General features: G+C 46.9%; 21 protein-coding genes. 10 read left to right on the forward strand and 11 right to left on the reverse strand.

The window, feature by feature from the left end; translation table 11 throughout:
• Positions 1 to 21: 21 nt before the first annotated feature.
• From LSG37_RS16810 to LSG37_RS16825, 4 genes are all read right to left on the reverse strand, one after another.
• Complete coding sequence (locus tag LSG37_RS16810; RefSeq protein WP_233080961.1) at positions 22 to 309, reverse strand: cell division protein ZapA; 288 nt, start codon at positions 307 to 309, stop codon at positions 22 to 24.
• A gap of 2 nt (positions 310 to 311) precedes the next feature.
• Entirely contained in the window at positions 312 to 560 is a 249-nt protein-coding gene (locus LSG37_RS16815; RefSeq protein WP_233080962.1) for a hypothetical protein, read from the reverse strand.
• Positions 561 to 720: 160 nt separating this feature from the next.
• Complete coding sequence (locus tag LSG37_RS16820) at positions 721 to 3,336, reverse strand: TonB-dependent receptor plug domain-containing protein (RefSeq protein WP_233080963.1); 2,616 nt, start codon at positions 3,334 to 3,336, stop codon at positions 721 to 723.
• Positions 3,337 to 3,878: 542 nt separating this feature from the next.
• Positions 3,879 to 4,070, reverse strand: coding sequence for an alternative ribosome-rescue factor A (locus LSG37_RS16825; RefSeq protein ID WP_233080964.1), 192 nt, complete (start codon positions 4,068 to 4,070; stop codon positions 3,879 to 3,881).
• A gap of 127 nt (positions 4,071 to 4,197) precedes the next feature.
• On the opposite strand from LSG37_RS16825, the gene LSG37_RS16830 reads away from it, so the two are divergent.
• From LSG37_RS16830 to LSG37_RS16850, 5 genes are all read left to right on the forward strand, one after another.
• On the forward strand, positions 4,198 to 4,761 hold the full coding sequence (locus LSG37_RS16830; RefSeq protein WP_233080965.1) for a hypothetical protein: 564 nt from the start codon (positions 4,198 to 4,200) through the stop codon (positions 4,759 to 4,761).
• Positions 4,762 to 4,879: 118 nt separating this feature from the next.
• A complete protein-coding gene (locus tag LSG37_RS16835; RefSeq protein WP_233080966.1) occupies positions 4,880 to 5,431 on the forward strand; it encodes a porin family protein in 552 nt (183 codons plus the stop codon).
• 181 nt (positions 5,432 to 5,612) lie between these two features.
• The gene (locus LSG37_RS16840; RefSeq protein ID WP_233080967.1) at positions 5,613 to 6,266 is read left to right on the forward strand and encodes a DsbA family oxidoreductase; all 654 of its coding nucleotides are present in this window, start codon (positions 5,613 to 5,615) and stop codon (positions 6,264 to 6,266) included.
• Positions 6,267 to 6,299: 33 nt separating this feature from the next.
• On the forward strand, positions 6,300 to 7,235 hold the full coding sequence (locus LSG37_RS16845; protein ID WP_233080968.1) for a M14 family metallopeptidase: 936 nt from the start codon (positions 6,300 to 6,302) through the stop codon (positions 7,233 to 7,235).
• Between the two features lie 162 nt (positions 7,236 to 7,397).
• Complete coding sequence (locus tag LSG37_RS16850) at positions 7,398 to 9,563, forward strand: TonB-dependent siderophore receptor (protein WP_233080969.1); 2,166 nt, start codon at positions 7,398 to 7,400, stop codon at positions 9,561 to 9,563.
• An 87-nt stretch (positions 9,564 to 9,650) separates the two neighbouring features.
• Here LSG37_RS16850 and LSG37_RS16855 read toward each other — a convergent pair whose 3' ends face one another.
• Positions 9,651 to 9,992 (reverse strand): FKBP-type peptidyl-prolyl cis-trans isomerase, encoded by a 342-nt coding sequence (locus tag LSG37_RS16855; protein ID WP_233080970.1) that lies wholly within the window; start codon positions 9,990 to 9,992, stop codon positions 9,651 to 9,653.
• Between the two features lie 136 nt (positions 9,993 to 10,128).
• Between LSG37_RS16855 and LSG37_RS16860 the strand changes: the two genes are divergently transcribed.
• On the forward strand, positions 10,129 to 11,004 hold the full coding sequence (locus tag LSG37_RS16860) for a substrate-binding periplasmic protein (protein ID WP_233080971.1): 876 nt from the start codon (positions 10,129 to 10,131) through the stop codon (positions 11,002 to 11,004).
• A 2-nt stretch (positions 11,005 to 11,006) separates the two neighbouring features.
• On the opposite strand, the gene LSG37_RS16865 is transcribed toward LSG37_RS16860, so the two are convergent.
• The gene (locus tag LSG37_RS16865; protein WP_233080972.1) at positions 11,007 to 12,287 is read right to left on the reverse strand and encodes a nitrate regulatory protein; all 1,281 of its coding nucleotides are present in this window, start codon (positions 12,285 to 12,287) and stop codon (positions 11,007 to 11,009) included.
• Between the two features lie 443 nt (positions 12,288 to 12,730).
• On the opposite strand from LSG37_RS16865, the gene LSG37_RS16870 reads away from it, so the two are divergent.
• Positions 12,731 to 13,585, forward strand: coding sequence for a formate/nitrite transporter family protein (locus LSG37_RS16870; protein ID WP_233080973.1), 855 nt, complete (start codon positions 12,731 to 12,733; stop codon positions 13,583 to 13,585).
• A gap of 2 nt (positions 13,586 to 13,587) precedes the next feature.
• Positions 13,588 to 15,300, forward strand: coding sequence for a bifunctional protein-serine/threonine kinase/phosphatase (locus tag LSG37_RS16875; RefSeq protein WP_233080974.1), 1,713 nt, complete (start codon positions 13,588 to 13,590; stop codon positions 15,298 to 15,300).
• 23 nt (positions 15,301 to 15,323) lie between these two features.
• On the opposite strand, the gene LSG37_RS16880 is transcribed toward LSG37_RS16875, so the two are convergent.
• The 4 genes from LSG37_RS16880 to nirB all read right to left on the reverse strand — a co-directional run bounded on the left by LSG37_RS16880 (position 15,324) and on the right by nirB (position 20,490).
• Positions 15,324 to 16,520, reverse strand: coding sequence for an alginate export family protein (locus LSG37_RS16880; RefSeq protein ID WP_233080975.1), 1,197 nt, complete (start codon positions 16,518 to 16,520; stop codon positions 15,324 to 15,326).
• A gap of 88 nt (positions 16,521 to 16,608) precedes the next feature.
• Positions 16,609 to 17,487, reverse strand: a complete 879-nt coding sequence (gene cobA, locus LSG37_RS16885; RefSeq protein WP_233080976.1) for a uroporphyrinogen-III C-methyltransferase — start codon at positions 17,485 to 17,487, stop codon at positions 16,609 to 16,611.
• Between the two features lie 80 nt (positions 17,488 to 17,567).
• On the reverse strand, positions 17,568 to 17,927 hold the full coding sequence (gene nirD, locus LSG37_RS16890; RefSeq protein ID WP_233080977.1) for a nitrite reductase small subunit NirD: 360 nt from the start codon (positions 17,925 to 17,927) through the stop codon (positions 17,568 to 17,570).
• 1 nt (position 17,928) lies between these two features.
• Positions 17,929 to 20,490 carry a nitrite reductase large subunit NirB gene (gene nirB, locus LSG37_RS16895; RefSeq protein ID WP_233080978.1) on the reverse strand — a complete coding sequence of 854 codons (2,562 nt, stop codon included), beginning with the start codon at positions 20,488 to 20,490 and terminating at the stop codon, positions 17,929 to 17,931.
• A gap of 718 nt (positions 20,491 to 21,208) precedes the next feature.
• Here nirB and LSG37_RS16900 point away from each other — a divergent pair.
• Both LSG37_RS16900 and LSG37_RS16905 read left to right on the forward strand, forming a co-directional pair.
• On the forward strand, positions 21,209 to 22,489 hold the full coding sequence (locus LSG37_RS16900) for a Fic family protein (RefSeq protein ID WP_233080979.1): 1,281 nt from the start codon (positions 21,209 to 21,211) through the stop codon (positions 22,487 to 22,489).
• A gap of 17 nt (positions 22,490 to 22,506) precedes the next feature.
• A complete protein-coding gene (locus LSG37_RS16905) occupies positions 22,507 to 22,986 on the forward strand; it encodes a hypothetical protein (protein ID WP_233080980.1) in 480 nt (159 codons plus the stop codon).
• Positions 22,987 to 22,994: 8 nt separating this feature from the next.
• Here LSG37_RS16905 and LSG37_RS16910 read toward each other — a convergent pair whose 3' ends face one another.
• Positions 22,995 to 24,233, reverse strand: a complete 1,239-nt coding sequence (locus LSG37_RS16910; RefSeq protein ID WP_233080981.1) for a hypothetical protein — start codon at positions 24,231 to 24,233, stop codon at positions 22,995 to 22,997.
• Positions 24,234 to 24,254 lie beyond the last annotated feature (21 nt).

Consider the following 24,254-nt stretch of genomic DNA (forward strand, 5'->3'; position numbering starts at 1 on the left):
CCAGTTCAAAAAATGAACTGGTTAGTTTTTGGCTTCAATTAACGCCACTAACTTAGCCAACCTTTGCTGACATTCCTCTAATTGCGGGCTTTGCTGAGTCACTAGGTGCTGGCCCAGGCTTAAAGCCGCCAGCACTATGCTTTGCTCCATCGACAAATGCCCTGCACCTTGCCTTACCTGAGCAATTTTAGTGTTCAGCAGCCGCGCCGCTTCCTGCAGCTCAGCCTGTTCTTTTACAGTGCAGCGCAGCCAGTACTCACGCCCGGCTATCACTACTTTCTGTTCGACCACTAAGGGCTGCTTTAACATCTTCAGGCTGACAATTGTTGTTCAAACAACTGGGTCAGTTGTTGTAGTTTCTGCTGTGCCCTTTGTTTCTGGTCGTCAGACTCCATGGCATGCAACTGCAAGGTTTCCAATTGATCTGTGCTTTTTTTCAGTTCCTGCTGCAACTGCTGCTCTTTCTGATCTAATTGCTGTACTTGTGCAGTGAGTTGCTGATTTTCAGAAATTAATTTCTGAATTAACTGCTCTAACTTGCTGAATTCGGCTTCAAACATAAAATTCCCTTAATGCATTAGTGGGTTGAAAATAGGATGGTGACAAGTAAGTCATTGATTACAAGCGAGGGCAGCATGAACCTGAAGTCTTGAACCTGAGCTGAATAAAGATCAGAAAATAAGGGCTGCATACTGCAGCCCATCAAAGATTAAACAACGATCAGAACTGATAACTGGCGCTGAGTGTCCAGGTACGGCCTTTATGGTTGTACAAACTGGTATCAAAATAATCGCCACCCGCTGCCGGGTCAAAAGGTGGATCTCTGTCTGTTAAGTTGCCGATAGACAAAGCCAGTTCCGTATTGGCAAGCCCCAGATAACTGACCTGAGCATCCAGTTGTGTATAACTGGCAACTTTGGGCTGCAAACCGGGGTTACTGCTTTGAGTTGCTATTTGTTGCTCGTAGCTACTGCTATAGCTGCTGATCAGACTGCTGCGCCAGTCTGCCACAGACCAGTTCAGACTGGTGCTGTTTTTCCACTGCGGTAAAGCGCCAAACTGGTTGTTTCCGGCACCGTTAATTTCGGCCTGCCCTGCAACTAAGGCTTGTTTGTAGCTGATTAAACGTGACCACACCGATTTAAAGGCCAGCGACTGATCTGCAGCTAACTGCCATCTGTAGTTAAAATCAACGTCTATACCAGAAGTGGTTCTGCTGCCTTGATTGTTGTATTGATTGCTAACAATTTGTAATCGGCCCTGTGCATCACGCTTTATACGGTCAGCATATAAAGCCGGATTGTTGACAATAAATTGGGCATTATCAGCCCCTATGATCTGGTCCTGTTCAATCCGGAACCAGTCCACACCAATGCTGCCTCGCTGAGTAAAAGACCAGATAACCCCAGTGTTAAGGTTTTTTGAACGCTCAGGCTGCAACTCCGGGTTACCAGTGCGAAGCTGAGTAAAACCGCGGCGCACACCGGGCTCAATCGGATCATTAGGGTCAATCACAGCGCCATAACTGATGGTGTTGCTGTTGGCTATCTCAGGCAAAGACGGCGCACGGAAGCCTTTAGACCAGGAGGCCCGCAGCAGCCAGTCTTCCGCCAATACATAATGCACGCCCACTTTAGGTGAAAAGGCACTGCCAAAATCGTCGTAATGATCAGAACGTCCAGCCAGGCTGGCGGTTAAATCCTGCAACAGCGGAATACTAAATTCGACAAAGGCAGCTTTAATTTCGCGTTCACCTTTGACCAGATTAATGGCAGGACGCAGCTCGGTGCCGGATAAGACTTCAGGCGAAGTACCAGCATCCATTTTTTCGCGGCGTAAATCCACACCAGCGGCAAAAGCCAGTGGACCATGCTCAAGCTCTGCTAACACAGTGCTGGCACTGGCATTGATGGAGCTTAAATGATAAGTGCCGGGACGACGAGTTTGCAGTCGTAATTCGTCCAACACTTCAGCGGAATTTTCACGGCCATCAAAACGGTAGCTGCCATCCTGTAAAGCTTGCTCAAAGGCAAAACGGTCAACGAAGTTATCTACATATTCACGCTGATGACTACTGGACTGCAGTGCATTGAACTGTAAGTCCCATTCATCGCACTGATAACGTAAACCCGCCAGCACTCGGCTGAAGATTTGTTTGTTTTCTTTAAGACGCGGGCCTAAATCAAGCAAAGTGTATTCAAATGGCAAAGCGGCGTTGGTTGGATTATCCGGATGCCCCACTGGCAAAGCCACTGCGATATCAGTCAAAGTGCTGTTGACTGGATCATATGCTCGTAAGCCCGGTCCTACTGTTAAAGGCGAGCCAAAAATCATTGCCGAATCGTTATAACTGTAAAGCACCTCGGTTGTGGCTTGTAGCTTATCCGACAACTGGTAAGTGCCTTGCAAAGAGGCCTGACGACGCGTCACTTCAGGTTGTAAGGTATTAAAAGGCTGAGCGTTAAAAGCACAAACTTCACCAGCACGGCCTGGAGTGAAATCAGTCCATGGTCGTTTTACAGCACCTGCAGGGCAATTTTCAAAAGCTGCAGGAGCAGAAGGGTTTTGTAAGCTATTTGCGCCCTGACTGCTCCAGCCGGATAACTTGCCACCTGGTAAATGACGGAAATCGCCGCTGCTGAGTAAATCCCTGTCGCTGGCATCCAGTCGCTCTCGGTCAAACCAATCCAGAGTTAAACTCAGGTTATAACCGTCCTGGTTTAAATCGCCTGTGCCCGTGACTAAACCCAAAGCCCGCTGCTCCAAGCCCCCCTGAGTAGCAGCGCCAGTAGAGGCTTTGATTTCAGTGTCCTGCACATTTTTTTTCAGAATAATATTTACCACACCTGCTATGGCGTCCGAACCATAGACAGAAGAGGCGCCGTCTTTTAATACTTCTATCCGGGCGACTGCACTTAATGGCAAGGCATTTAAATCAACAAAAGTATCTTGCGTGTTCAGCGCAAAACCATAGTTAGAGACACGCTGGCCATTCACCAGTACTAAGGTATTTTTTGGGCTTAAGCCACGTAAACCGATGGAAGCCGAACCTGCTGAGAAGCTACCTGTGTATTGTTCGTCAAAGCTATTGCCAGAGTTGACTGTTAAGTCACGTAACACATCAGTTAAGGTGACTTTGCCGCTGGCTTTAATATCTTCAGCCGTCACTTGCAGCAAAGGGGTGGCATTTTCCTGCTGCACTCTTTTAATCAGTGAACCTGTCACTTGAATACGTTCCACTTTGTTTTCGTCCGCCACAGCAGGGGAAAAAGCAGAGATAGCCAATGCCAGCAGGCTAAGCTTAGGCGCAAAGCCAGAAGAGTTTGTTTTTAACATAAAGACCTCAAATGTGGATAAAGCTGTGCCATGACGGATTTAACGCCTGACCAGACCAATTTATTTTTATAGAAAGCTAAATGAAGCGGTTAAACCGCAGCGCTTTGTGCAACTGACGATCAGGGGCAAGAGCGCAAAAGATTTAGCAGCACATCAAAAGATGAGCTGAACAATGAGGCATTCGGCAACAACGCAGCAGTGCAGTAGCAGAGGAAGCACAGAAGCGAAGTGAAACAATGAACATAGGATTTTACCCTTACAACAAACCCGGCATCCAGCGGACTGATTTGCCTGATTTACAGCTAAATAATGAACCTGACAGTCATACTTCGACTATGAAGAGTGAAGTGCAGAACAGCAGATTGAAAAACCATACAAACACTTAGACGTCCAGATGGTTGCGCGCATAATACTGAAATCCATGCCGAAGAAAAAGTTATTTTTTGTGACTTTTTATTCCATATAGATATATGAAGTGCAATTTTATGCATCTATGGTTTTAAAAAAGAGGAGTAGTTGAACAAACAAGCTGGAAAAACGAATTAAATACTGCAAACAAAAAGGGCAGAGTGATCACACTTCTGCCCTTGTTTAAACTTCTGGCGGCTGTAGGAGCCTTTGCCTTTTTTCGCTTTCACCACCTGCATTTGAAATAATTTACTGGTCACTAAAGCTTTGAGTGCATTATCCCGGATCTCGCCGCGGCCATGCTCAGCCGTTGTCTTTTTTGCCATAAGGCCTCCTGTGTAAAAAACGCGCAAAGTGTAGAGCCAAAACCTATCGGAGTAAATTACCCAAACCGATTTATTTTGGCTTGATCTGCTTTATGATAAAGCGCATCACTAAAGCCGGACTATCACCATGAAATTTATAGCGTCGCTGCTTTTACTCTTCAGTTTTATCTTAGATGCCGACAGCTGGCTACCGCCTGAACCTATGGCTGTTTTAAGTGCTGATGCATCAATACTAGTGAGGGTCGAGCCTGGCGTTTTACCCAACAGAGATGCCAGTAACCAGCCTCATTTTGCCAAAGCCAGTTTTTTCCGTTGGGACAACCAGGGTAACTATCAACCTTATCAACAGCTGTCGTTACGGAACAAAGTTTTGCCTTTACTTAGCTATGCCAGCAATCAGGGGGAATTGATTACGATAGATAACTGGTATAACCCTGGGCATGGCGAAGTGGTAGTGATTTACAAAGCTGACGGTTCTGTGCTGAAAAGCTTTGGTCTGAGCGCCTTTTACTCTAAGCAACAACTGGAACAGCTGTTGCGTTCAGTCAGCTCGGTGCAATGGCGCTGTTTTGCAAAATCACCCTATCTGCTACAACGTGACTTTTATTTACCTATCCGCCCTGCCGGGGTCATTAAAATTAATCTGGATGATGCCAGTGTAAGCCTGATTGACAGTGATCAGAGCTGCTAAAGCATATTCTCATTAATCTCACATTCACAATAATTAACATATTTTACCTTCAGTCCATTCAAGGACACCGGTCATGCCTCCAGGCCTGGCAGCATTCTCAGACTATTTAAGGAAAAATATGTTAAAAAAAATTGCAGTAGCATTGATGGGTTTAGGCTGTTCAGCAGCAGTATTTTCAGCTCAGGCTGAACAACCTCTCTATTTTGGTGCTCAGTACAGCCAGCAAAGTGTTGATGACCTTTCCTGGGACTTTGGCGTCTTATCCGCGGTTGCTGGTTATAAGTTTAATGACGTATTCGCCATTGAAGGCCGTTTTGGTTTAGGTATACAGGATGAAGAATACTCAAGCGCACTTACCTCTGCAAAAGTAGGTGTCGACCACAGCTACTCAATACTGGGTAAAGCGTCATGGCCTATGTTGGAAACTTTGTCTGTGTATGGCATAGCTGGTTTTAATAAAACCAAGTACGATTTCAAAGTGAATGATGGCGACACACTACGTGATGACTACAGTGAAGACGGCCTGATTTACGGTGCTGGTGCAGAGCTGCATCTTACGTCGAACCTGAGCCTTAACCTGGAGTACGCTGTCTTACCAGAAATAGGTGATGATGATGAAGATAACCTGGATGTAGAAAGCATCAGCGCAGGCATCAATTACCGCTTTTAATCCACTGTATTCTGCAGATTAAAAGCTAACACCTTAGTAATACCAGTTGGGATGAAGATCCCGACTGGTACTTACAACTCAAGCCACCACTTTCTCGTCGACAAATGCCTGTACTGGTCTTGATATTTATCAGTCACGTAACCAGATCCCTTGAATCTCTTTGATGATTTCAGGATCTGTGATGAAAAACCTGCATATAGATTTAGTGTCCGATATTGCCTGTCCCTGGTGCGCCATAGGCTATGCGCGACTGGAACAAGCCATGGACAGCATAAAAGATAAAGTCAGCGTTAGTGTTCAATGGCGCGCTTTTGAACTCAATCCGGATCCTCAGCTAATCCCCGAACCTATTTTGCCTGCCCTGAGCAAAAAATATGGCCGCAGCGAAGATGAAATGCGCGCATCACAACAATCGATGATGCAAGTTGCTGCTGATTTAGGGCTTAACTTCGATAAAATGCAGCAACGTTTTACCTGCAATACCTTTGATGCGCACCGTCTGGTGAAATGGGCGGCTGGCTTTGACAAACAAACAGCGATGAAACAAGCCTTGTTTGAAGCTTATTTTGGTTTTGCAGAAGATGTGTCAAAAGCTGATGTTCTGCAAAAATGCGCAGAAAAAGCCGGGCTTAACGCGGATAACGCATTAAAAGTGCTGCAATCACAGCAGTTTGTTGAAGAAGTACGCACTGAAGAAGCCCAGTATCAGCAAGCGGGTATCAGTTCGGTGCCGGCTTTTGTAATCAACCAGCGCTATCTGATATCCGGTGCACAGGACCCAGCCACTTTAGCCGCCAGTCTGTTGCAAATTGCTGATGAAATGACCACTGAATAACAACACATTCATATAAAACAAAAAAGGTGCGGTATGACCACCCCAACGAAAGACTTTATTTATCACATTGGCACTGTAGGCACGCCTTGGGGCGACGCGGAAAAACAACAGTGGCTGAGTGAGCAACAAATTAAACGCAGCTACGAAGACGAAGTAGTGAAACCGCTACTTCAGCATTTACCTGATACAGCTGAACTGGTTAGCTACGGCAAGCTGGATTACCGCAGTTTTGATTTACCTTTGTATGAGCTGTTTGCTGTGCGCAGTAAAAACTGGCAAGAAGGTTATCCTGTAGTACTGATCACTGGTGGTGTGCATGGCTATGAAACCAGTGGTGTGCAAGGTGCGATTAAGTTTGTTAAAGAAGAGTTCAGCCATTACAGCGACAAGGTGAACCTGCTGGTTTTGCCTTGTATCAGTCCATGGGGTTATGAAACTATCAACCGCTGGAATCCAAAAGCCGTCGATCCAAACCGCTCCTTTGGCGCTGAAAGTCAGTCTGATGAAGCAACGAAAGCTATGGCCTTTGTACGTCAGCACAGTGGTGAAGTGTTAGTGCATATTGACCTGCACGAAACCACAGATTCTGATAACAGCGAATTTCGTCCGGCCAAAGCTGCCCGAGATGGCACTGTGAACACCAACTGGAATATCCCTGATGGTTTTTATCTGGTTGGGGACACTGATAAGCCAGAGCCTGGTTTTCAGCGCGCTATTATCGAAGCAGTGCAGAAAGTCACTCATATAGCTGAAGCCGATGAAAATGGCTGCCTGATTGGCGAAAAACTCGCCCAGTTTGGTGTGGTGAATTACCCAAAACGTTCGTTGGGACTTTGTGGCGGTATGACAGATGCCAAATTTGTCACTACCACAGAAGTTTATCCGGACAGTCCAAAAGCCAGTCCGGAACAATGTAATGCAGCTCAGGTTGCAGTGATTTGTGCTGGCGTGGATTACGCTTTAGCTTAATAAAAATGAGGGCAGAGTATTGAGACTCTGCCCTTGCTACCCCTTAATTTTTACTTTTCTGCCGCAGATACATTCAACAACATAAGCGACGAATGCCATTGATAACGATTCTCGTTATGTTTAAAATGCAGCCTTCTTCCTCCCTTCGCAGGTTTATTTTTGATGTTGAACGTACCCAAAGTCAGGTTGTTACCTCTTGCCAGTGCAATTTCTTTAGCCCTTGCTTCAGCCTCTCCTCTTGTGCTGGCTGAGGAGCAAAGCAACAAAAGCGACGATATAGAGAAACTGGAAGTCAAAGGCTTATATACAGTCAGTGAAGTGCTGGATACGGCAACAGGGCTGGGCCTGACTTTACGTGAAACACCGCAGTCAGTGACTGTGCTGACTGAACAGCGCATGCGCGACCAAAATATAAATTCAGTACTGGAAACAGTTCAAAACGCCGTTGGGGTTTCCTCTACAGAACTGGACAATGTGCGTAGTTCGTTTAAATCCCGTGGTTTTGAGGTAAGTAATTATCAGGTAGACGGTGTGCCGTTAGCCTGGAGTTTAGCTGGTGATTCAGGAGAAACAGTCGCTGATGTCTCTATTTACGAGCGGGTAGAGTTTGTTCGTGGCGCTACTGGTTTACTTACAGGTGCAGGCGATCCATCAGCTTCTATTAATCTGGTACGCAAAAAAGCGTCCAGCACTGATTTGACTGGCTACGTCAATCTTGCAGCCGGACGCTGGGACAAAAAACAAATTACAGCTGATGTGGCCAATGCCCTGAACAGCAGTGGTTCTGTGCGTGGTCGGGTTGTGGCTAAACATCAGGACAGCGATTCATACTGGAATAAGTACGAAGAGCGCAACAGCCTGTTTTATGCTGTAGTTGAAGCTGACTTGTCAGCAAGCACCTTGTTCCGAGCTGGCGGCAGTTATCAAAACCGCGACCCGAAAGCTGCAACCTGGGGCGCGTTACCTGCAGTATTTACAGATGGCACTTATGCCGACTGGGATGTATCAACCACCACAGGTACTGATTGGACAAAGTGGGACACAAGCAACACTAACTACTTTGCCAGTTTAGAGCATACATTTAGTAATGGCTGGCAGTTGGTGAGCAACTACAACAGAATGGAATACGAAAAAGATTCTAAGTTGCTGTATGTTTATGGTGCTTTGGATAAAGAAACGGGCGAAGGGTTAAGCGCTCAGCGTTACCGTGCATTTGGTGAAACCTCTCAGGACAGCTTTGATATTCAGCTCAAAGGTGATTACCAACTGTTTAACCAGCAACATGAATTCGTTTTAGGTGCAATTTCCAGCTCTCAGGATATTCAGACCGACTCTTACACTCCTATTGGTGGAGATATGAGTGGTGGTTATGACCGCGTAGATATTGATAACTTCTATCAATGGGGTGATCTGGCAGAACCAGAATGGCAAGCCACTCCAACCCGGGCAGAAGACGTTAACATCAAACAAAAAGGTTTCTACGCAGCAACCCGCTTATCTGCCAGTGACTCTTTGAAGTTTATCCTTGGCGGCCGTCTGTCCAGCTGGGATCGTGAAGGTATCTGGTACGGTGCAGCAGAAGACTTCGGCAATAGCGGTATTTTTACACCTTATGCCGGTGCACTTTATGATCTGACTGAGCAGCACCGTCTGTACGCAAGTTACACCGAAATATTTAAAGCTCAGGACAGAAGATATGCCAACAACGGCTTACTTGATCCAGTCGAAGGTAAAAGCTATGAAATCGGTCTGAAGAGCACTTTCCTCAACGATCGTTTGCATACCACTCTGTCCTTATTCCGTATCAATCAGGATAATCTGGCAGTCATAGATCCAAACTTTGTGCCTAATGCCGAACAGCAAGTTGCCTACTATGGCGCGGATGGCACCGAAAGCGAGGGCTACGAGCTGGAAGTTGTAGGTAAACCTGTTGATGGCTGGAATATCAGCGCTGGTTATTCTCAATTTAAAGCTGAAGATGCAAACGGCTTAAAAGTGAATACTGACAGTCCACGTAAGCAGTTTAAACTCTTTACAACCTATCAGTTTATCGACCTGTTACCAGAGTTAACCATAGGTGGTGGCATCAACTGGCAAAGCGAAACTTACGCCGAAGGTGGTGGTACCCGTTTAGATCAAAAGGCCTATTCGCTGGTGAACCTGATGGCACGTTACGATCTGACAGAAAACATGGATTTGCAGTTAAACGTCGCCAACCTGCTGGACGAAAAATACTACAACTACATGACGGTCTGGGGTAGTGCCTATACACAATATCGTTACGGCACACCACGGAATGTGACTGCCAGCTTTAGCTACAAGTTTTAAAGCAATCTAGACACCTAAACAGAAGGATTGCTTTTAAAGGTAATCCTTCTGTTTCATCTATCAACCACTAAAGCTTTCCCCTTACTGTCAGTCGTCCCGCGTCAGCACTTCCAGCAATTCAATTTCAAAAATCAGGTTTGAATTCGGCGGGATCATAGTTCCAATCTGGCGTTCGCCATAAGCTAAATGAGCAGGCAACCACAACTTACGTTTGCCACCAACTTTCATTCCTTTCAGACCTAAAATCCAACCCTGGATCACTCTGTTGTTGCTTAAAATGCACTGAAAGGCTTCGCCTCTTTTATAGGACGAATCGAACTCTGTGCCATCTTCCAGCCAGCCACGATAATTGGTGGTGATCAAAGCGCCACGTTCGGCAGCTTTACCCTGGCCCAGCACCAGATCTTCGATTTTTAATTCGTCAGTCATCTCTTTACCTGCCCTCAATTTTTTCGCTGAGTATAACCGCAAACAATAGACGAAATAACATCATGATAAGACAGCAGCCTAACCTTGTAGCTGAAATGTTCTATAGTTTCTAAATCAACACCATGGAGTGGATAATATGTCTGTGATGACGACCCGGTTCTGTATCCTGCTTCTGCCTTTTCTTTTGCTGCTGCCTGCTTTCAGTAACGCACAACCACAACAAGTGATCTATTCATGGCCTATGTCGATGTTGGGCGATGCCAGAGGCAGCTATCCCATCGCTTTGTTACATCTGGCAATTGAGAAGTCAGGCGCTTCGTATCAGTTGGTTCCCAGTGGTCAGGTCATGAGCCAACACAGAACTTTGCGTCAGTTAGGTTCGAACAATGGGTTAGATGTAGTCTGGACTATGACCTCACCAGAGCGGGAAAAGGAACTTAGGCCCATTCGTATTCCCATAGACAGAGGTTTGATTGGCTGGCGTTTGTTGCTGATCCATCAGGATAACGAACAAAAAATTCAGCAACTGGATGAAAAGCATTTAAAAACCAGCCCTTCGGTTCAGGGCAGCGACTGGCCGGATTACCCTATTTTAAAAGCCAATCATTTTCGGGTATTAGGCAGTGGCGACTTTGACGCTATGTTCAAAATGCTGCAGGCGAAACGTATTGATTATTTCCCCCGTTCAATCACGGAAATCTGGCCTGAATTGCAGCAAAAAAACGGAATGTCGCTGACAGTTGCCCCCAAGTGGGTGTTGCATTACCCGGCGGCTTTGTATTTTTTTGTGCAAAAAGACAATATCGAACTGGCCAATGCCATCGAGATTGGGCTGTTACGGGCTATTGAAGATGGCAGTATGCAGCAGCTGTTTTTGCAACATTTCAGCAGCGCTATACAACAGGCCGATTTAAAATCCAGAACAGTGATTCAGCTGAACAACTCTCTGCTGCCCAGCGAAACCCCTCTGCAAAATAAAGCTCTTTGGTTTGATCCACAACTGGGTTACTAAAGCTAAGTTTTCATTGGCTTTAGAGCCTTCACCACAGCATCAGCCACATCGGCAATACGGCACTGTTGTTTCATCGCGCTTTGCTGTAATTGGCGATACGCCTGTTCTTCCGTCAGTTTTTTATACTGCATCAGCAACAACTTAGCTCGGTCGATCAGCTTTTGTTCAATGATAGCACGGCGGGCATCTGTCAGCTCTGTGTGCATCTGGCGAATATGCTGAGCCTGTTCAGACAATAGCTGATAAAAGGATCGGCTGGGCGCCTGCAGATTTTGCTCAGCCTGGCTTGATGGCAGCACAGAAGCACCATATAAACCCGGCATACTGGGGTCAATCAGTAAGGTTAAACCCGAACTGGCGGGCAGTTCTGTTAATTCAGTCAACTTGTGCTGATGCTGCTGTAACTGCTGCTGCGCTGCAGCTACTGTGGCGGATGTCAGTTGCTGTAACTCAGAGGTTAAGCCGGCCTGTAACAGATGCATAGCATCCATGCGTTCAGTGGCAAACTGGTACCACAGATCACTAACCGCAGGCACTGGAGCTGCAGTGCCTGCCAGTTGCTGCATCATAGTCCGCAGCTGGCGCAGTTGTTTTGCTGCTGTCGCGTCTTCAAGCAAATGCCACTGTTGCTGCTGCTCCGTTGTCGCAAACTCCAGAAAAACAGCAGCGCTGTGTTGCTGCGCCTGTTGCAGTAATAATAAACGCTCGGCCAGCTCAGTGGTCAACTGACCCGAAGCTAAGCCCATAGCACCCCAGGCTCTTTCTTGTCCGGCATATTCTTTGGTTTGCAGTAAGTTAAATAAGGCCACCAAAAAACGCGTAATGCCAGCGTCACAAGCTAAATCGGCCGATTCCAGGACTACGGCAAGCCAGGCGGCAATTAAGCGACTATAAGCTTCAGTGGCCTGCAACGGCGTTATTTTTTGCAGTTGAACTTGTTCACGCAGTCCGGCCAAATGATCGACGCCCTGCAAAGCCAAAGAGATACCACTGAGTAATCGACTGCTATGACAAGGTTCAGCCCCTTGCAGATACTGCTTGTTTAATGCTGTGCGCAGTTCCTGCTCGGCCTGAACACTTTGCAACAACTGCTGTTGGCGCTGTTTTGCAAAGAGCTCACAACCTGAGGCAAGGAAAATATTGCTGATACCGCGCTCACGCTGCAGTTGATGCACCAGCTCGCTGATGCTGGTGACCAATAAACAACTGGTCGAAAGCTGCTGCAGCGCTTTAATTTCAGCCTGTTTAGCTGCCAGCAAAAAGAGTGCCGTTGGATGATTCATCTGTCACTCAAAGAACTTTACGTCCTTACAGCCTAGCAATGGCCATTCCATCCAGGTAGCAGCAGTGAGCCAGCGCCTGCCAGCGCTGCGTTGTTACCAAATAAGCACCAGATTTTAATCACATAGCGGGCACCGTATTGCTTCAAAGCGGTGCAAAAAAGGCTCGACGCTGCACAAGTATGGACCTTTATTTTCAAGCGCCCGCCAATACCCGTTTAGAAAATACAATATAAATCAGCCAATTAAACTTAAATCCTCAGCTGGCATTAAAGTTGCTCTGTTAAAAGGGCGGAGGTGGGAAGCACCTCCAAGCAAACAAAAATGATATTCAGGACAAAGGCGTCCCGAGATCTTCTGGTAACAGAATGATCCGGACGCCTTTTTTGTTTTTTAAAAAACAGCACCTGAACAAACTAATAGCAACAACAGGAAGAGGTGAACCTATGGCTTATTTAGTTCCAGCCGAGTTTGTGACCAAAATGGTCGATGCCGGCGAATCCAAAATTTTTATGTCCACCCGGGATACGTTGATCCGCTCTTATATGGCGGGCGCTATTCTGGCTTTAGCTGCAGTTTTTGCTGTGACAGTGGCGGTGCAAACTGGTTCCTTTTTAGTAGGTTCCATGCTGTTCCCTGTCGGTTTTATTATGTTGTATCTGATGGGATTCGACTTACTGACCGGCGTTTTTGTGTTAACACCGCTGGCCTTGCTGGACCGCCGTCCTGGCGTGACAGTGCAAGGCATATTACGCAACTGGGGATTGGTCTTTACCGGTAACTTCCTTGGCGCTTTAACTGTCGCCGCCATGATGGCTTTTGTGCTGACTATGGGCTTCCATCTGGAACCCGACGCAGTTGGACAGAAACTGGCTGGTGTGGGTGAAGCACGAACTTTAGGTTATGCCGAACATGGTGTCACAGGCTGGATGACGATATTCCTGCGTGGCATGTTGTGTAACTGGATGGTGTCTATGGGTGTGGTGGGCGCTATGATTTCTACTCATGTCAGCGGCAAAGTCATAGCAATGTGGATGCCTATTATGTTGTTCTTTTTTATGGGTTTTGAGCATTCAGTGGTCAATATGTTTCTATTTCCTTTTGCCATGATGATGGGCGGTGATTTTTCTGTAATGGATTATCTGATCTGGAACGAAATCCCAACGGTTTTGGGTAACCTGGTCGGTGGTTTAGCTTTTACCGGTTTAACCTTGTACAGCACCCACTATAAAACTGCACCCAAACGTAACCTGACAGCTAAAACAGCCGAAAGCCCGGCAGCTACTCTGGCCAAAGCCTGATTATGTTGCCATCGGCATCTTTGCAAGTCTCCATAGGCCAGCACTCCACTGCTGGCCGAAAAGCTTTAAATCAGGACAGCTTTGGCGCTTATCTGCCCAAGGAACCTGAACTCAGTAGTAAAGGCATAGTGTTGGCGGTGGCCGACGGCATCAGCACCAGCACTGTCAGCCAGATTGCCAGTGAAACTGCGGTAAAAAGTTTTCTGGATGACTATTACTGCACCAGCGATGCCTGGTCTGTGCCTCATGCAGCCATGCAGGTACTCAAAGCCAGTCATAACTGGTTGTATGCGCAAAATCGCAATGGCCCTTTTAGTTCAGACCCCGACAAAGGTTATGTCTGTACTTTTAGTGCCTTAATACTGAAACAACATCACGCTCATCTGCTGCATGTCGGCGACAGCCGTATTTATCTGCTGCGCAATCAGCAACTGGAACAACTGACACGGGATCATAGAGTCTGGCGGGGCAGCAGCAGTTTTTTAAGTCAGGCGCTTGGCGCAGGAGCAGCGCTGGAAGCGGATTATCACAGCCTGCCTTTGCAACAAGGGGATCTGTTTCTGCTGGCAACGGACGGTTTATTTGAAGTTTTACCCCAGACCACACTGATGCAGTTGCTGGAATCACAGCAGAATTTATCCCTGCTGGCACTGCAACTGACTGAAGCTGCTTTAGCAGCAGGCAGCGAAGACAATATAACGCTGCAACTGCTGCGTATTGATCAGTTGCCTGCAGAAAGTCACTTGCCCATTTGCCTGGATCAGCAATTGCCTTTGCCGCCTTTGCTGCAACAAGGCGATACGCTGGACGGCTTGCAGGTGATAAAACCGCTACAACAAAGCAGCCGCAGCCATGTGTATCTGGTGCAGGATACAAGTACAGAACAGTTGCTGGTACTCAAAGCCCCCTCCACAGATTTAGCCGAACAGCCGGATTATCTGGAGCGGCTGATGCGCGAAGAATGGATAGCCAAAAGAGTGCAAAGCAACCATGTAGTGCGCCCGGCCAGTATCAACAGGCCACGCACTGCGCTTTATACCTTATTTGATTATGTCGAAGGCCAAACCTTAAAACAGTGGCAACTGGATCACCCCAAACCTACCCTGGAGCAAGTACGCGACATTATTGAACAGCTGGGGAAAGGGCTGCAGGCGTTGCATCGCAGCGAAATTCTGCATCAGGATATCCGCCCCGACAACCTGATGGTGACCCCACAAGGTATAGTCAAAATTATCGACTTTGGCGCCGCCAGACTGGCAGGGTTGCAAACAGATGACGAAGCGGCAGGGGATATTCCAGGCACAGCTTTGTACACGGCACCTGAGTATTTTTTAGGCCTGGCAGGCACAGAGCTGTCAGATTTGTATTCGCTGGCGGCGCTCACCTACCAGCTGTTGTCTGGCCGTTATCCTTATGGCCCCGAAGTAGCTCGAGGTAAAAGTGTTAAAGCGCAGAAGAAATTGCGCTATCAGTCGGTATTAAGCAATGACAGTGAGCTGCCGGTCTGGCTGGATTTAACCTTAGAAAAAGCGCTGCAACCCGACCCGAATAAACGCTATCAGGCTTTGTCGGAGTTTTTATACGACTTACGCCACCCCAATGCTGAATTTCAAAAACCACTGAGTTTGATTGAGTTGCATCCGCTATGGTTCTGGCAGTGCCTTTGTGTAGTACAGGCGCTGATTATTTTATGGTTGATCGCAGCCCGCTATTAAAACGAGCTGCTTTTCCGATAGCTTCAATATTTCGCCAGCCACTGTAACCAAAACTTACTGGTATCTGTGTGTAAACTGTTGGCCTGATAATCCGCGTACTTCAGCAAGACCGTATGCTGAGCATTCAGGCTATAACTCAGCTGTAAATCAAGCTCTTTGCCGTAATCCGCTTCGCCCTCCGCAGCATCCAGCCAGTGGTAAAAAGCCACCAGCTCAAGTTGGTCCAGTTTATAACCCAGCTTCAGATACTTATCTTCAACGCCGTTCGCCGGAGTTGTCAGAAACTTATCGGCAAAACCCTGAAATTTATGCAAAGTCGCCAGTGGTGTAGAAAAACCGATGCTGTTGTCAGAACCTAAAACTTCAACTCCTAAACCACTTTGCCAGGCTCCGAGCCAGAAATTGGCTTCCAGAGTCCAATAATCTGCATCATACGAATTTGGGTTATCACCTGCTTCCTGCTGCCGGGCATAAGAGCCATACAGCGTATAGCGGCTGCTTTCGGATAACACCTGGCTGTACTGATAATCCAGCCCTATGGTTTGATTGGAAACTAAAGGCGCATCGTCAAATTCCATCTGATACACAAAAGCACCCAACTGATGATTACTGCTGGGCTGATAACGTAAATCCAGCAGATGTAAATCCGAACTCCAGTCGCCTTGTGGGCTTTTACTGCCAAACACCCGGTTTACTTTGCTGCTGTAGCTGTAGTCCAGTTTGAGATCAGAAGACAAACTGGCCTGATAACGCACTGCATCAAAGGTCTGTTCGTTTTGACGCCAGCCAACACCACCAACAAAACGTTCATTCGCTAAGTTAATGCGTTGACGGCCAATTTTTAAGCTCTGGCTGTCGCTTTGATACTGCACAAAAGCCTGGTTTAAATCAGCACCAGCAGGGTCTGCCACCACCGGATAAGCCGTTTTGCCATTGATACTGTCGTTGTAATTTTTATCCCCTATCGCCGCCACATAATCAAATTCACCACCAGCCGACCAGCCATGGCTGAATTTTTGCGTCAGGCTAAAACGCGAAAGCAGCGTATTGGCCCAAGCGTTTTCAGCCAACCCTTGCTGATCCACAGCTTCCAGCCGGTAACGGAATAACATTTTTAGCTCAGGGGCAGCTACAGCGCTGGAAGCGGTATCAGCAGCACAAACTGAAACTGAAGTGCAAGCGGCCATTACAGCCAAAGCGGGTAAAGAGTAATAGCGCATAAGGATTCCTTCTATTTTTGGCAAAGCTTCGCCAACTGACTGCTTTAAAGCAGCCAGAAAGCAAAACAAATGGGGTTTAACGGCTTAGTTAATTTTCTACAGTCACTTGCTGTAACAAGCTCAAATCGACTTTCATCCGCTGCTTCAGCACATCGCCCACCACAATCAAGGTTGGGCCAGTCAGTGGAAAAGCAGCAAGACGCTCACTGATATCAGCCAAAGTACCCTGCAGCTGGGTTTGCTGGGCTGTGCTTACCTGATCCAACAGCGCTATAGGCGTATGATCCGGCCAGCCAACTGAGACTAAACCGGCACTTAATTGCTGCAAGCGGTTGAGTCCCATATAAACCACCAAAGTGGGATTAGAGCCATTGGCTCTGTACTGATAACCAGACCAGTCGGGTTGTTTAGCCGGGTCAGCAAACTGCGCCGTTAAAAACTGCACTGAAGTTGCACAACCCCGGGCTGTCAGCGGAATACCACAATAAGCTGAAGCAGCGCAGGCGCTGGTCACGCCTGGCACTATCGCAAAGGCGATACCGGCCTGTTGCAAAGCTGCAGCTTCTTCTGACACCCGGCCAAAAATCGCCGGGTCGCCACCTTTTAACCTCACCACTAAACCACCTTGCTGGCCGTATTGGATCAACAACTGGTTAATCTCTTGTTGTGGCATGGCATGACGGCCGGCTCTTTTGCCCACAAATACTTTTTTGCAGCGCCGTGGTGCTATCGCCAACAGCTCGGCCGACACTAAACTGTCAAACAGCAGCACATCAGCTTGTTGCAATAAACGCTGGGCTTTGACGGTAAGCAGCTCAGGATCACCAGGCCCTGCACCTATCAGCACCACCTGGCCTTTACCTGCTGGTTTTTGCTGTTCTGTTTGTGCAGCTTCACCTTTCCAGTTCCAGCCGGATAGCCACTGCGCCGCCTGTGGTACTCGTAGTAAATGACTGATTACACTCATCTTGCTTCCCACCTTTTTACTCTTGTCTGCCTTTCGGCCTTGTCCTTTGCCCTTATCGCGATTCTTTGTGAACCTTGCGATCAGGCAGCTGATGCCTGTTGATCTTGTTTTGCCGCATTCAGCCACACCCTGCCCTGTTGCAGTTTCACCCCATACACAGGGATCACCACTTCAGGTTGCTCTAAGCACTGGCCACTGGTCAGGTCAAAGTGCTGTTTATACAAAGGTGAAGCGACCACTATTTGCTCACCTATAGAACCCACCATGCCACGCGATAGCACATTGGCGCCGCCAATAGGATCGTAATTTCCTATCGCATAAATCTGCGGTTCGCCTTGCAGCTCCAGCAAAAACACCGCCACTTGCTGGCCATTAAGCAAAGCGCAAATACCGCTGTTTTCGACTAAATCTTCAAAAGCACAAATATCAGTCCAGGCCATGTTAGTTCTCCTCTACTAAAGCTGTGACAGAAATTTCTGTTACAGGAATTTGCTGCAACCACTGGCGTTTTTCTTCTGCAGTAGCAGGGCGGATTTGCGCACGCTCTTCGACAAAAACGATGTTTTCATCTGCATCCGGGCTGTTTACAAACTGGCGGAAACGTTTCAGCGCTTGTGGGTCGTCCAGCGTCGCTTTCCACTCACAGGCATAAGTATTCACAAGTGCTGCCATCTGGTTTTCCAGCTCTGCCGCTAAACCCAGCTCGTCGTCGATAATGACTTTACGTAAATAGTCCAGACCACCATCCAGCTTTTCCATCCAGACTGAAGTGCGCTGCAAACGGTCGGCAGTGCGGATATACAACATCAGAATGCGGTCTATGTAGCGGATTAAGGTTTCAGTATCGAGGTCGGTAGCAAATAAGTCGGCGTGGCGTGGCCTCATGCCGCCGTTACCACAGACATAAAGGTTCCAGCCATTTTCGGTGGCAATAATGCCAATGTCTTTGCTTTGCGCCTCAGCACATTCGCGGGTGCAACCCGACACTGCCATTTTAATTTTGTGTGGTGCACGTAAACCTTTGTAACGGTTTTCGATAGCTATGGCCTGACCGACACTGTCCTGCACGCCATAACGACACCAGGTACTGCCGACACAAGACTTCACGGTACGCAGCGACTTGCCATAAGCATGACCTGTCTCAAAACCAGCATCAACCAAACGCTGCCAAATGGCAGGCAACTGCTCTAAACGGGCACCAAATAAGTCGATACGCTGACCACCAGTAATTTTGGTGTAGAGATTAAAATCCAAAGCCACCTGGCCTATCACCAGCAGTTTTTCTGCGGTAATTTCGCCACCGGCAATACGCGGTACCACTGAATAAGAACCGTCTTTTTGCATATTGGCGAGAAAGGTGTCGTTGGTATCCTGCAAACCCACGTGAGGCTTTTTCAGCACATAATCGTTCCAGCTCGACGCCAGAATAGAACCCACTGTTGGCTTACAAATATCGCAGCCTAAACCCTGACCATGGCGGCTTAATAGTTCGGAAAAGGTTTTAATACCACCAACCTGGACTAAATGCAGTAGCTCCTGACGGGAATAAGCAAAGTGTTCACACAAGTGATTTTTCACCTCCACACCACGGCTTTTCAGCTCGTCATCCACTACGGATTTGAGCAAAGCCGTGCAACCGCCACAGCCTGTACTGGCCTTAGTGCAGCTTTTGATACTGGCTAAATCACAGCAACCACTGTCCATAGCAGCCACTATGTCGCCCTTGGCCACGTTATGGCAGGAGCAAATGGTGGCGCTGTTGGGCAAAGTTAAAGCCGCCAAAGGTGCGCCGGACGCTGCAGGTAAAATCAGTTGTTCCGGCTGTTTTGGTAGCAGCATATCGTTTAAGGCATATTGCAGCAGACTGTCGTAGTTACTGGTGTCACCCACCAGCACAGCACCCAGCAGACGTTTACCGTCTTTGCTCACTACCATTTTTTTGTAGACTTGAGCACGAGGGTCGGTGAAGACATAACTTAAAGCGCCAGGCGTTCTGGCATGCGCATCACCTATAGAACCCACTTCCACACCCAGCAGCTTCAGCTTGGTGCTCATATCAGCGCCGCTAAATTTGCGCTCGCCCCCTGTCAGTTGACTGACAACCACACGCGCCATCTGATAACCAGGTGCTACCAGACCAAAAATCTTTTGCTGCCATAAAGCACATTCACCTATAGCATAAATATGTGGATCGGACGTCTGGCACTGATCGTTGACAACAATGCCGCCCCGATCGCCGACAGCTAAACCACAACTGCGCGCCAGCTGGTCATAAGGCCGGATGCCGGCGGAAAACAAAACTAAGTCAGTTTCTAAGCTTTCGCCATCGGCAAACTGCAGCTGATAACGACATTCAGTGCCAGCCACGATCGCCTGAGTGGCTTTACCGGTATGCACCAACACACCCAGCTCAGAAATTTTCTGGCTTAACATCTGACCGCCGCCTTGATCCAGCTGCACGGCCATCAGTTGTGGCGCAAACTCCACCACATGAGTTTGTAAGCCCAATTGTTTCAACGCATTGGCCGCTTCCAGGCCCAGCAAACCGCCACCTATCACTACACCGATTTTGCTTACAGCGGCGCTTTGCGCTATTGCATCTAAATCCTGCAAAGTGCGGTACACCAGACAATGTGGCTGATCATTGCCAGGAATAGGCGGCACAAAAGCGTAAGAACCTGTAGCCAGCACCAGCTCGTCGTAATAAAACTGACCGCCCTGACTGGTCACCACCACCTGCTGCTCGCGATTGATTTGCTCCACCCAACAATTTAAGCGGTACTGAATATTGGCAGCCTGATAGGCTTCTTCTGTAGTCAACGCCAGTTGCTCTGCGCTGGTGCCGCTGAAATAGCCGGATAAATGCACCCTGTCGTACGCCAGCTGAGCTTCACCACAAAGCACAGTAATTTGTGCGAATGGGTCTTTGGCACGTAATTGATCAACAAAATGGTGCCCTACCATGCCGTTACCGATCACCAGAATTTGTTTGGTCTGCTGCATTTTTATGTCCTTAAGGCCTTTGGCGGCTGACTCGACAGCCAAATTTTGCCCATAAAAAAAGCCCGGCTCTGCACCACCAAAAAGCGGTCAGAGTCCAGGCTTCGTTGCCAGCGCACAGCCAAAGCTATGTGCTTAAATTCAGATTGTGTTGCGTTCGCTTCAGCTAACGCACTGAATAAACTTTTACAAACTCTGATAGAACCAAAGCACAAAGAATGCCAGTTTATTAACTCGCTGATTTTATTGGGTAATGGCTAATTTATGCGCAAGTAACTATCAAAACCTTGCGTTGAATTGGTGCAAAACGGCACCGGATTGAGGCAGTGAAGAATTAAATAGCATCATCTGATTTGGCATTTGGCATTTGGCATTTGGCATTTGGCATTTGGCATTTGGCATTTGGCATTTGGCAAATATGGTATATCCACTTTGGAAAGCGACAGGTTTTGAGTTAAGTTGCAATTTCGTTCAGAAAAACTGTTAAAAACGCAATTAAAAAAATATTAATTAATTCATTTAAAACAAATAGATAAATATAATATTTCTATTTATAAATTATGAAAACGCAATTTTGAAAATTTGCGTTGAAATTTAAACCAATCTGTTTAAACTCAATTTTAAGAATTTTGTTTTGTGGTGAGTTATGGCCAGAATTAGACCTCCAGTTCCTTTTAGTGAACTAATTACTAAATTATCAACGGATACTTTGTGGCCGCTCATGCAAAAATACAAAGCAACAGACTCTACTGGTGCTTACCTGCATTGGGACAAATTTAAGTGGAAAGTCGAAAAAGGCGATAACGAACAAACAGCTTGGGCCGCTACCAAATTAGCCCGGAAAGCCACAATCAAATATATACCTGAACTGGAAGGTAAAAATGAAACAGAAACATTTAACTACTCAGTGCCAGATTCACTGTATGCCAAGCTGCATTACATAGACAAAATCACAGGGGGTGGTCAGGTTTTAGGTGATGCCACTTTTATCACCGGACATGAAAAAGACCGGTATTTGGTGAAAAGCCTGATGATGGAGGAGGCCATTACTTCGTCTCAGTTAGAAGGCGCTGCAACTACACGTAAAGTTGCCAAAGAAATGCTGGAGACCAACAGACCTCCCAGAGATAAATCAGAACAGATGATTGTGAATAACTATCTGTTGATGAAAAAGGTTTTCGAGAAAAAACACGAGGGCTTGTCCGTAGATTTATTACTGGACCTGCATCGTATAGCAACCGATCAAGCCATTGATAATAATGCGATTTCAGGCGAACTTCGCACAGCCAACGACATTAGTGTCAGAAACAGTTACAACGAAATAGCGCATGAACCACCTTGCTTCACTACGTTAAAAGAGAGGCTAATCAAACTATGTGAATTTGCCAATAAGAACAGTGATGGCCAACAATCAGACCAATTCATGCACCCGCTGGTGAAAGCCATAATCCTGCATTTTATGATTGGTTACATTCACCCTTTTGGCGATGGTAACGGCAGAACTGCCAGAGCATTGTTTTATTGGTCCATGCTCAGATCTGGGTACTGGCTGTTCGAGTTTGTATCTATTAGCAAACTGATCCAGGAGAAAAGAAGCGACTACGATGCAGCATTCATTTATACCGAAACAGACGAGCTGGATCTGACTTACTTTCTATACAATCAGGCCGATACTGTGGTGAAAGCAGTTGACGCTTTGCAACTTCATATCAAAAACAAGAAACAAGAGTTTTACCAGTTTATGAGCTGGATAGAGCGCAGCCCATTGGCTAAAAAGCTAAAAACCTCGCAGCTGGACCTGCTAAAAGAAGCAGTCAAAGAACCGGGTAAAGTCTTTACATCCAAACAAGTAGCCACTCAGTTTGATATCTCAGAAAACACCGCCCGTAGCCATTTAAATGCACTAGTTGACGCCGATCTATTAGTGGCAGCCAAAGCTAACGCAGGGAAATCTGTTTTATATGTGGCACCAGCTAACCTGAAGACCAAGCTAAAAGTTTAACAGTTCAAGGAAGAATGATGCAAAAGCCCCAAATCCTTTGGAGAAATCAAACTCCATCACGCTCTTCGCTAAAGCTCGGCTGGAAGCAGCTCAGCAGAAATGCCAAAGTGGCACTGATAACCTTCAGTCTGTTGTACCTTGGCTTCTCCATTTATCATAGCCTCGAACAACAGAGTGCTTTTAGCTTAGTGCTGTGCATAGTTTCTATAAGTTCTTTAACAATCACGATTTTGCAAGCTAAAGGCTTCCCCAAAGAAGATCTGGGCAGTCTGATGAATGAGCTTAAAGTGGAAAACAACACTATTTGGATAGGCGACTACCAGCTTCCTGATACAGTCCGCAAAGTTGTGATTGGTCGTATGGATATTCAAGGGCCAGCCTATTTACAACTGGCCTGGAATCAAGGGCATCAGTGGATATTTCAGCTGGATGAGCTGCAACAAGTACGACATTTTTTCCGCCAGCATGCACCTCAGATTGAAATCGTCAACGAATAAACAGCTGATTATGAGCTGGGCGCAGCCGTTAAATATCGCTGCTGCAGTTGCTCAAACTTCCGTTTCCCTACTAAATGGCTTACCGAATCAATAAAGCCAGCAGGCAACTGGTCACTCTCTGGTTGCTGCTGGTGCAGCAATGGCAAATACTGGTCCAGTGACTTGCCTTGTTGCTGTAATAACTGGTCCAGTTCATACCAAAAAGCAGCGCCTTTATCGTAAAACAAAGCATAGTAGCTGTAATCCTGCTGCTCTGTTACTTTCTGCTGCGCCAGATACAAACCAGCTGTTGCATTAGGGCCTGAAGCAGCTCTCTCTGCATAATACAGCGGCGTCTGTTCAGGCTGAACCCCGGCTTTTAGCAACGATTTATAGCCAAAGTAATGCGCCAGACTTTCGCTTTGCCACAAAGGTAGTGGCTTGGTGTACAGCATATGGAAAAGTTCATGGCCGGAAATCCACCATAAACGCTGTTGGCTTTTTGCACTGATCCCCGAGGCGTCATAATGAAAATTCGCCAGATAGCTATTTAAGCCTGCAGCCCCACCTAAGTTACGCTGCGCTGGGCTGACTCCCAGCCAAAGCAAGCTGATGGCCTGAGATGATTTTGCTGCAGCTAATTGCATCAGATAATCAAACTGGGCTTGTTGTAACTTTAACTGCGTCGGGCTAAGCAAAGCGCCGACATCTATATTGCTATAAATATCAAAGCGTTGATTCGCTATTTTGACAGAGCTTAAAGTTTTACCGACTAGATAAAACAAAGGCGGCTGGTTCTCTGCAGCAATGCTTTTGCAGTCACTCAACTGATCTTGTTGCTTCAGGCAAATCTCTGCAACACCTGCACCTTTAATTCTCAGCAGATCATCCCATTCAGTCAGCAGCCACCAGCCTTGTTCTGAATACAAATTTTGCTGCTGTGATACATCATAATCCTGCTGTTTTAACTCAATAAAATGCACGGGCCAGCGCACTTCGTCACAGATTAAATCTGTGTCCAAAGTCGCTTTACTGGCTTTACCTTGCCACAAACAAAGCAGCTCTGTTGGAGGAGCAGCGTCAGATTTCATACTGCGGGCAGCACTTAACTGAAAAGCCCCCAACTGCTTAGTCTGAATACTCAAATGGGCTTTGGCTGGGTCTTCTGATAATTCCAACTGATAACGCAGCCTAGGCTCGGCCTTACTGCCTGTGCTTTGTAGCAAGGTGCAAAGGAAACAGCTGATTAAAAACAATCCTTTGTTCATGATGAGTCCCTAAAATTTAAG

It is taken from the genome of Rheinheimera soli, from assembly GCF_021290985.1.
In the GTDB taxonomy this organism is placed as follows: Bacteria; Pseudomonadota; Gammaproteobacteria; order Enterobacterales; family Alteromonadaceae; genus Pararheinheimera; species Pararheinheimera soli.

Bases quoted from the DNA above. Each gene is read 5' to 3' on its own strand.
- LSG37_RS16810 (WP_233080961.1), bottom strand. From the start codon at position 309: ATGTTAAAGCAGCCCTTAGTGGTCGAACAGAAAGTAGTGATAGCCGGG.
- LSG37_RS16815 (WP_233080962.1), bottom strand. From the start codon at position 560: ATGTTTGAAGCCGAATTCAGCAAGTTAGAGCAGTTAATTCAGAAATTA.
- LSG37_RS16820 (WP_233080963.1), bottom strand. From the start codon at position 3,336: ATGTTAAAAACAAACTCTTCTGGCTTTGCGCCTAAGCTTAGCCTGCTG.
- LSG37_RS16825 (WP_233080964.1), bottom strand. From the start codon at position 4,070: ATGGCAAAAAAGACAACGGCTGAGCATGGCCGCGGCGAGATCCGGGAT.
- LSG37_RS16830 (WP_233080965.1), top strand. From the start codon at position 4,198: ATGAAATTTATAGCGTCGCTGCTTTTACTCTTCAGTTTTATCTTAGAT.
- LSG37_RS16835 (WP_233080966.1), top strand. From the start codon at position 4,880: ATGTTAAAAAAAATTGCAGTAGCATTGATGGGTTTAGGCTGTTCAGCA.
- LSG37_RS16840 (WP_233080967.1), top strand. From the start codon at position 5,613: ATGAAAAACCTGCATATAGATTTAGTGTCCGATATTGCCTGTCCCTGG.
- LSG37_RS16845 (WP_233080968.1), top strand. From the start codon at position 6,300: ATGACCACCCCAACGAAAGACTTTATTTATCACATTGGCACTGTAGGC.
- LSG37_RS16850 (WP_233080969.1), top strand. From the start codon at position 7,398: ATGTTGAACGTACCCAAAGTCAGGTTGTTACCTCTTGCCAGTGCAATT.
- LSG37_RS16855 (WP_233080970.1), bottom strand. From the start codon at position 9,992: ATGACTGACGAATTAAAAATCGAAGATCTGGTGCTGGGCCAGGGTAAA.
- LSG37_RS16860 (WP_233080971.1), top strand. From the start codon at position 10,129: ATGTCTGTGATGACGACCCGGTTCTGTATCCTGCTTCTGCCTTTTCTT.
- LSG37_RS16865 (WP_233080972.1), bottom strand. From the start codon at position 12,287: ATGAATCATCCAACGGCACTCTTTTTGCTGGCAGCTAAACAGGCTGAA.
- LSG37_RS16870 (WP_233080973.1), top strand. From the start codon at position 12,731: ATGGCTTATTTAGTTCCAGCCGAGTTTGTGACCAAAATGGTCGATGCC.
- LSG37_RS16875 (WP_233080974.1), top strand. From the start codon at position 13,588: ATGTTGCCATCGGCATCTTTGCAAGTCTCCATAGGCCAGCACTCCACT.
- LSG37_RS16880 (WP_233080975.1), bottom strand. From the start codon at position 16,520: ATGCGCTATTACTCTTTACCCGCTTTGGCTGTAATGGCCGCTTGCACT.
- cobA (WP_233080976.1), bottom strand. From the start codon at position 17,487: ATGAGTGTAATCAGTCATTTACTACGAGTACCACAGGCGGCGCAGTGG.
- nirD (WP_233080977.1), bottom strand. From the start codon at position 17,927: ATGGCCTGGACTGATATTTGTGCTTTTGAAGATTTAGTCGAAAACAGC.
- nirB (WP_233080978.1), bottom strand. From the start codon at position 20,490: ATGCAGCAGACCAAACAAATTCTGGTGATCGGTAACGGCATGGTAGGG.
- LSG37_RS16900 (WP_233080979.1), top strand. From the start codon at position 21,209: ATGCAAAAATACAAAGCAACAGACTCTACTGGTGCTTACCTGCATTGG.
- LSG37_RS16905 (WP_233080980.1), top strand. From the start codon at position 22,507: ATGCAAAAGCCCCAAATCCTTTGGAGAAATCAAACTCCATCACGCTCT.
- LSG37_RS16910 (WP_233080981.1), bottom strand. From the start codon at position 24,233: ATGAACAAAGGATTGTTTTTAATCAGCTGTTTCCTTTGCACCTTGCTA.